Consider the following 6,055-nt stretch of genomic DNA (forward strand, 5'->3'; position numbering starts at 1 on the left):
CAATCTGGCAAAATCGGTGACCGTTGAGTAAGTCACTCTCTCAAATGAAAAGAGCCGCAATTGCGGCTCTTTTTGTTTCGGCTGAGGGTTACGACAGCCGCAGGTTGGTGATGGTGACCTCGTCAAGGGAGGGCACTATGATGCCGCTGGTGATCCCCTTGGCGATGGCCTGACTGCGGTTCTTCGAGTCGGTCTTGTTGGTCACCTGGGTCAGGTGAAAGTTGACCGTCCGCTCACTGATGCCGAGGATGGTGGCGATCTCCCAGGAGGTCTTGCCCTCGCTGGCCCAGAACAGGCACTCCTTCTCCCGATCCGACAGTTCGGTCAGGTATTTCATCATATCCGGTCTGCTTTTGATCAGTTGCAGCGCGGAGTTGAAGATGTAGCTGGCGCAGAACGACAGCAGCGGGACATTTTCAAACATCAGATCGGAGTTGGACTTGTCCTTGGTGATGAATGAGAGGATGCCGTGCTCTCCTTGCGGGGTGTGCAGCGGAAAGGAGACTCCATTGCGCACCCCGAAATCGGCGGCCAGGTTCATCACGTCCCGGCTGGCGCTGGGCAGCCATGGCGAGTCGCAGTCGAGCTTGTTCCAGAAGATCGGCTGGGTCTGCTTCAGCCCCAGATAGACCACCGGATCCTGGGTCAGATACTGGTTTTCGCTGTAGGCATCGAACCATGTGGTCGGACAGTTGTTGAACAGTGCCACATGGGATTTTTGCATGCTGATGGGAAAAATAATCAGCAGCCGGAAGTAATCAAAGCCCATTTGATGACTGAAGCGTTCCAGCAGTTGCTGGATATCGCTGGTTTTTGTTGCCTTGGTGAACTTGTCGATATGTTCCCAGATCGCATCGTTGAGCATGACCGTCTCCTTTCTTGATCTCTATCACACTGAACGAAAAGATTTTTTCTCGTTATTCACATTTGTGAAGTGGCTATTGGCGCCACTGATACCGTGCATGCTTAAAAATTATCCTGTTTTTGTGCATAAAGGCCAAGAAAATCCTCTCGTTGCCAGGCTTCACTCTATTTGAGATGATGATAATAGTTATCATTAATAAGATGTAATGCCATGAACAAGTTATGGAGTATGGCCCTGCTGCCACTGCCACTCCACTTTGCTGCCATCGGGAATGAGCTGGTTGCTCCCGCCCTCAAGAACAGCATAGCTGCCGGGAAAGCCTCCCAGTTGCGGGTGGAAAAAGCCGCCGATGCAGCCGTTGCCGCACGACTGGAGCTGCAAAATGCCCAGCTGCAACTGCGCGACCTCGAAGCTTACAACCGCTACATGCAATCTCTGGTGGCCGATCAGCAAAATGAGCTGAGTAAATTGAGCCAGCAGCTGGAAGCGGTGCAAGAGACCCGTCAGGGCTTGATCCCGCTGATGCTGCAGATGCAGGCAGATCTGGAACAGCTGGCGCAAAACGACATTCCGCTGCGCAAGGAAGATCGTCTGGCGCGGGTTGAACAGTTGAAAGCGACCCTGGCCCGTGCGGATGTGAGCGAGGCAGAGAAATTCCGTCAGCTGCTGCAGGCCTATCAGATTGAAGCTGAATATGGCAGCCGGATGGACAGCTATTCCGCCGAGCTGGAGCTGGATGGTGCCCCGCGTCGGGTCGATGTGCTGGCGCTGGGTCGGGTCTCCCTGCTGGCAATGACGGCCGATCGCAGTCAGGCATGGCGCTGGTCTGCCGAGTCTAAGCAGTGGCAAGCCCTCGACAGTCAGTGGCTCTCCCCTATCGCCGAGGCGATGGATGTGGCCGCCGACAAGAAAGTTCCCCAGTTGCTCAATGTCCCCCTTTCTATCAGCCGTAGTCAGGAGGCCCAATCATGAGAGCCACCATGAAGTGGTTCCCCCTCCTTATTGCCCTCTCTTGCGGTACCAACGCCGCTGTTGCCGATGAGTGGCAGCAGCAGGAACAGGCTCGCGAACAGCAGGCTCAGCAAGATTTGGCGACCGTTGCCAAGGAGCTCGGCACTGCCCGCGCCAGACTGGCCGAGGCCCAGCGCCTGAGCAAGGAGCTGGCCGGCAAGTTCGCCAGCAACGAAAAGCAGCTAGTCGAGCTCAACGCCCAGTGGGAACAAGCCTCCGGCGACATGAACGAGATCTTCGCGGTCACCCGTCAGGGCGCCAGCGATACAGTCAAGCTGCTGAGCGAATCCGCCGTAGAGGGCCAGTACCCGGAGCGTCTCGCCCCGCTGAAAACCATGGCACAGGATAAACAGGTGCCGGATCGTGCAGCTCTCGCCCTGCTTCCCGCCACGCTGCTACAGGAGATCCGCGAATCTGGCCGGATTGCCCAGTTCAACGGCAAGGTGCTCGATGCCCAGGGGGCTGCCAGCGAGCAGTCGCTGACCCGGGTTGGCAGTTTTGCCCTGCTGGGGAGCGAAGGCTTCCTGCAGCCGACCGCCGAAGGCTTGAGCCCGGTACTGGGTCTGCCCGGTAGCGTGCTCTCTGCCGTTGCGGCTTATCAGGGTCAGGAAGGGGAAGCGCTGCCGCTGGATCCTTCTCATGGCACTCTGCTGGCGATGCTGGCACAGGCACCTACCTTCTGGCAGCAGGTACAGCAAGGTGGTCAGGTCGGCGCCATTATCGTGCTGCTGGCCGCTATCGGTCTGGGAATTGCAGCAGTACGGCTGTGGAGCCTTTCCCGTGAGCTGGGTCGGGTTCGTCGCCAGCTCAAGAGCGGCGAGTACCATGCCGACAACGCCCTCGGTCGAGTGCTGACGGTGGCAGACAAACACCCCGAGCTGAGCATGGAGACCCTCGAGCTGCGTCTTGATGAGGCGATCCTGCAGGAGACTCCTCGCATGGAGCGCGGCATCGGCATGGTCAAGGTAATCGCGGCCATCGCCCCCATGCTGGGTCTGCTCGGTACCGTAACCGGGATGATCGGCACCTTCCAGGCCATCACCCAGTTTGGCACCGGCGATCCCAAGATCATGGCGGGCGGCATCTCCATGGCGCTGGTCACCACGGTACAGGGTCTGGTGGCGGCCATTCCGCTGATCCTGGCCCACAGCCTGCTGCAATCGCGCTTTACCGAGCTCTCCAATGTACTGGAGCAGCAGGTAGCCGGCATTCTGGCCGAGCGCGCCGAGAGCAATAACGGCGGGATGGAGTGAGCAGCATGATGCTCGACATCTGGCAACAGTTGCAGAGCTTTATGGGCCGTGGCGGCCCGGTGCTCTGGGTCATCCTGGCCCTGCTGGTGCTGATGTGGATTTTGATGATCGAGCGGCTGCTCTACCTCAATCTGGGTTTCGGCCCGTTGCAGCAACAGTTGCTTGGCCGCTGGCAGGCTCGCAGCGAGCGCCACAGCTGGCACGCCCGGGCAATCCGCAGCCGCTGGCTGGCACAGGCGGAGCTGGAACTGAACCGTCATCTGATCTTCATCCGCACCCTGGTGGTGCTCTGTCCCATGCTGGGGTTGCTGGGCACTGTGACCGGCATGATCGGCGTATTCGATGCGTTGGCTGCGGCCAACCGCTTTAACCCGGAGAGCATGGCGGGCGGGATCTCCCGCGCCACCATCCCCACCATGGCAGGCATGGTGGTGGCGCTCTCCGGCGTGTTGTTACTCAGTCGGCTCGAGAGTCAGGCCAAGCGTGCGCTGGCCAAGACCCGGGACGGCCTGCGAGAAGAGAAGGTAATGCAATGAGACGGCAATCCAAACGCCAGCGTGACGAAGTGCAGATCGACATGACCCCCATGCTGGATATCGTGTTCATCATGCTGATCTTCTTTATTGTCACCACCTCTTTCGTGCGCGAAGCCGGGCTCGAGGTACACAGACCCCAGGCCAGTCAGGCGAAGGCGCAGAAATCCTCCAGCATCATGCTGGCGATCGGGGCTCAGGGTCAGATCTTCCTCGACCGCAAGCAGATCGATGTGGAGCGGGTTCAGGCCACCATCGCCCGTCTGCTGGCGGAGCAACCCGATGCCAGTCTGGTGATCCAGGCCGACGAGCGGGTGCCCCACGGCAAGGTAGTGCGGGTGATGGATGAGGCCAAGGCGGCGGGTATCGCCAATATCGCCGTGGCGGTGGCGCCGAAATGAAATACAAGCTGATGAGCCTGGGGCTGGGGATTGCCCTCAGTCTGGGCATCCTGCTGTTTATGGCCACGCTGGTTGAACCGCCTAGAGGCGAGAAGGTGGCGAGCGAGCAAAAATCCATCGTCATCAATATGCAAAATGAGGTGACCGAGGTGCAGGTGCGCGAGCGTCCGGTACCGCAGGAGCCTGAACCTCTGCCAGAGCCTCCCGCGGCATTAGCCTCGACACCGCTGCCGATGCCTGCCGTGGCCCCCTTGGCGGCCGTTGAGCCGAGTCTGGATCTGGTTTCCAGCCTCAGCGCTGTACAGGTCTACGCCCCCGGCGTGGCAACCAGCACGACACCGGTGTTGAGCGGAAACTATCACGGCCAGCAACAGGGTTCAGGTATAGGTGTCGGCGACATGTTGATGCCACTGCAACGGATCGAGCCGGTCTACCCCTATCGTGCCAAGCAGGCAGGTATCGAGGGGTTTGTCACCCTGCGCTTTAGTGTCAATGCCGAAGGGCGTGTGCAGGATGTGGAAGTGGTGGAGGCCAAACCAAAGCGCCAATTCGAGCGGGCGGCCATGCAGGCAATCAACAAGTGGCGCTATCAGCCAAGACCGGGTGCTACAGATGCGTTGCCACAGGTCATCACCCTCAAATTCAAACTCAAACTGGAGTCATAACTATGTTGCGGATCTGGATCTGTCTGCTGGCCCTGGTCGGCCAAGCCTGTCTGGCGATGGAGGTCAGCCCCCACTTCTCCCGTCAGCTTGAACCCGTGATGAAGCTCTATCAGTCTGGTCAGTGGCAACAAGCCCAGAGCAAGGCATCCGGCCTCAAGCCAAATAGCGATGCCGAGCGTGCCTGGCTGGCGCAGTTGCAAGCCTCGCTGGCGGCCAATCTGCAACAGACCGCCCAGGCGAGCCGTTATGTCGAACAGGCCCTTGCCTATAAAGAGTGGCCCGAGCAACAACAGCTCCAGCTGCTGCGACTGCGCGGCGATATTCAGGCCCAGCAATCCAACTGGTCTGGTGCCATCGCCAGCTACAAGGCGGCACTGGCACTCAAGCAAGACGATGCACTGCGCCTGCGTCTGGCTGGCCTCTATTACCACAACAAGCAGTACGGTGACGCCGCCAGCCAGAGCGAACAGTTGTTGAAGAAGGGCTGGCAGAAGCAGGCCGCCATCATTCGTCTCTCCGCCCTCACCGCGCAGCAACGTTATGCCGTGGCGGCCGATCAGGCGGCCGAGTTGATCAGCCACGAACCCAAAGAGAGCAAATGGTGGCAGCAGGCGGTCTCGCTCAACCTCTCCGCCAAACGTGGCGATCAGGCGTTGGCATTGCTGCAGACCGCCATCGACAAAAAACTGATGGATGACGCGTCTGCCCGCAATCAGCTGATCCGCCTCTATGCCTGGCAAGGGCTGCCTTATCGTGGTGCCCGTCTGCTGGAAGCGGCCATGGCCAAGGGACAAATGAAGCAAAGTACTGAAAACCGTCAACTGCTGGCCCAATTGTGGGAAGGTGCCCGGGAGTGGTCACAAGCGGTCGATAGCTGGCAACAGCTGGCCAACCAGCACGGTCAGCCCAAAGCCGCCATGCGCGCCGCCGAACTGATGTTGCAACAGGGCAAGACAGATGCTGCCATGACCCAGCTCGCCGCCATCAAGTCGGTAAAAGGCGAGCAAGGCAATCGTGCCAAAGCGTTGTTGGTGCAGGCACACCTTAATAAGGAGCAGTATGCCCAGGCGCTGGAACTGGCCCGCGAGCTGCAGCAGCAGGATAACTGGCAACAGAAGGCAACCAGTTGGGTCAATTATATCCGGGCACAAAGCGAAGAGTTGAGCAAAAAAGCGGCGTAAAAGAGGTGCCAAGGGGCTGTTTTGGGGCGTTCAGTTCGCTTTTTCAGCAAACGAACGCGTTTTTGCAAAAAGCCCTTGTCATCGCGGCGCCGCTCCCTATAATGCGCCCCTACCAGCACGGCGGAACACGCCGAACTGATGAGCCA

The 6,055-nt window shown here is 59.2% G+C and carries 7 protein-coding genes; 6 read left to right on the forward strand and 1 reads right to left on the reverse strand.

The window, feature by feature from the left end; translation table 11 throughout:
- Window positions 1-88: 88 nt before the first annotated feature.
- Window positions 89-865, reverse strand: a complete 777-nt coding sequence (locus ACRAUW_RS16275; protein WP_005339360.1) for a helix-turn-helix transcriptional regulator — start codon at window positions 863-865, stop codon at window positions 89-91.
- A 210-nt stretch (window positions 866-1,075) separates the two neighbouring features.
- On the opposite strand from ACRAUW_RS16275, the gene ACRAUW_RS16280 reads away from it, so the two are divergent.
- The 6 genes from ACRAUW_RS16280 to ACRAUW_RS16305 are packed head-to-tail and all read left to right on the forward strand — an operon-like array spanning window position 1,076 to window position 5,909.
- Window positions 1,076-1,837 (forward strand): DUF3450 domain-containing protein, encoded by a 762-nt coding sequence (locus ACRAUW_RS16280; RefSeq protein ID WP_431363116.1) that lies wholly within the window; start codon window positions 1,076-1,078, stop codon window positions 1,835-1,837.
- Entirely contained in the window at window positions 1,834-3,129 is a 1,296-nt protein-coding gene (locus ACRAUW_RS16285) for a MotA/TolQ/ExbB proton channel family protein (protein ID WP_431363117.1), read from the forward strand. The genes ACRAUW_RS16280 and ACRAUW_RS16285 overlap by 4 nt, the downstream gene beginning before the upstream one ends.
- A gap of 5 nt (window positions 3,130-3,134) precedes the next feature.
- Window positions 3,135-3,665 (forward strand): MotA/TolQ/ExbB proton channel family protein, encoded by a 531-nt coding sequence (locus tag ACRAUW_RS16290; protein WP_005339367.1) that lies wholly within the window; start codon window positions 3,135-3,137, stop codon window positions 3,663-3,665.
- Window positions 3,662-4,063 (forward strand): ExbD/TolR family protein, encoded by a 402-nt coding sequence (locus ACRAUW_RS16295; RefSeq protein WP_005339369.1) that lies wholly within the window; start codon window positions 3,662-3,664, stop codon window positions 4,061-4,063. The genes ACRAUW_RS16290 and ACRAUW_RS16295 overlap by 4 nt, the downstream gene beginning before the upstream one ends.
- Window positions 4,060-4,728 carry a TonB family protein gene (locus ACRAUW_RS16300; RefSeq protein ID WP_431363118.1) on the forward strand — a complete coding sequence of 223 codons (669 nt, stop codon included), beginning with the start codon at window positions 4,060-4,062 and terminating at the stop codon, window positions 4,726-4,728. The genes ACRAUW_RS16295 and ACRAUW_RS16300 overlap by 4 nt, the downstream gene beginning before the upstream one ends.
- 2 nt (window positions 4,729-4,730) lie before the next feature.
- Window positions 4,731-5,909 (forward strand): hypothetical protein, encoded by a 1,179-nt coding sequence (locus ACRAUW_RS16305; protein WP_431363119.1) that lies wholly within the window; start codon window positions 4,731-4,733, stop codon window positions 5,907-5,909.
- The last annotated feature ends 146 nt before the right edge of the window (window positions 5,910-6,055 follow it).

Source organism: Aeromonas sp. (genome assembly GCF_050633025.1).
Classification (GTDB): Bacteria; Pseudomonadota; Gammaproteobacteria; order Enterobacterales; family Aeromonadaceae; genus Aeromonas.

Bases quoted from the DNA above. Each gene is read 5' to 3' on its own strand.
- ACRAUW_RS16275 (WP_005339360.1), bottom strand. From the start codon at position 865: ATGCTCAACGATGCGATCTGGGAACATATCGACAAGTTCACCAAGGCA.
- ACRAUW_RS16280 (WP_431363116.1), top strand. From the start codon at position 1,076: ATGAACAAGTTATGGAGTATGGCCCTGCTGCCACTGCCACTCCACTTT.
- ACRAUW_RS16285 (WP_431363117.1), top strand. From the start codon at position 1,834: ATGAGAGCCACCATGAAGTGGTTCCCCCTCCTTATTGCCCTCTCTTGC.
- ACRAUW_RS16290 (WP_005339367.1), top strand. From the start codon at position 3,135: ATGATGCTCGACATCTGGCAACAGTTGCAGAGCTTTATGGGCCGTGGC.
- ACRAUW_RS16295 (WP_005339369.1), top strand. From the start codon at position 3,662: ATGAGACGGCAATCCAAACGCCAGCGTGACGAAGTGCAGATCGACATG.
- ACRAUW_RS16300 (WP_431363118.1), top strand. From the start codon at position 4,060: ATGAAATACAAGCTGATGAGCCTGGGGCTGGGGATTGCCCTCAGTCTG.
- ACRAUW_RS16305 (WP_431363119.1), top strand. From the start codon at position 4,731: ATGTTGCGGATCTGGATCTGTCTGCTGGCCCTGGTCGGCCAAGCCTGT.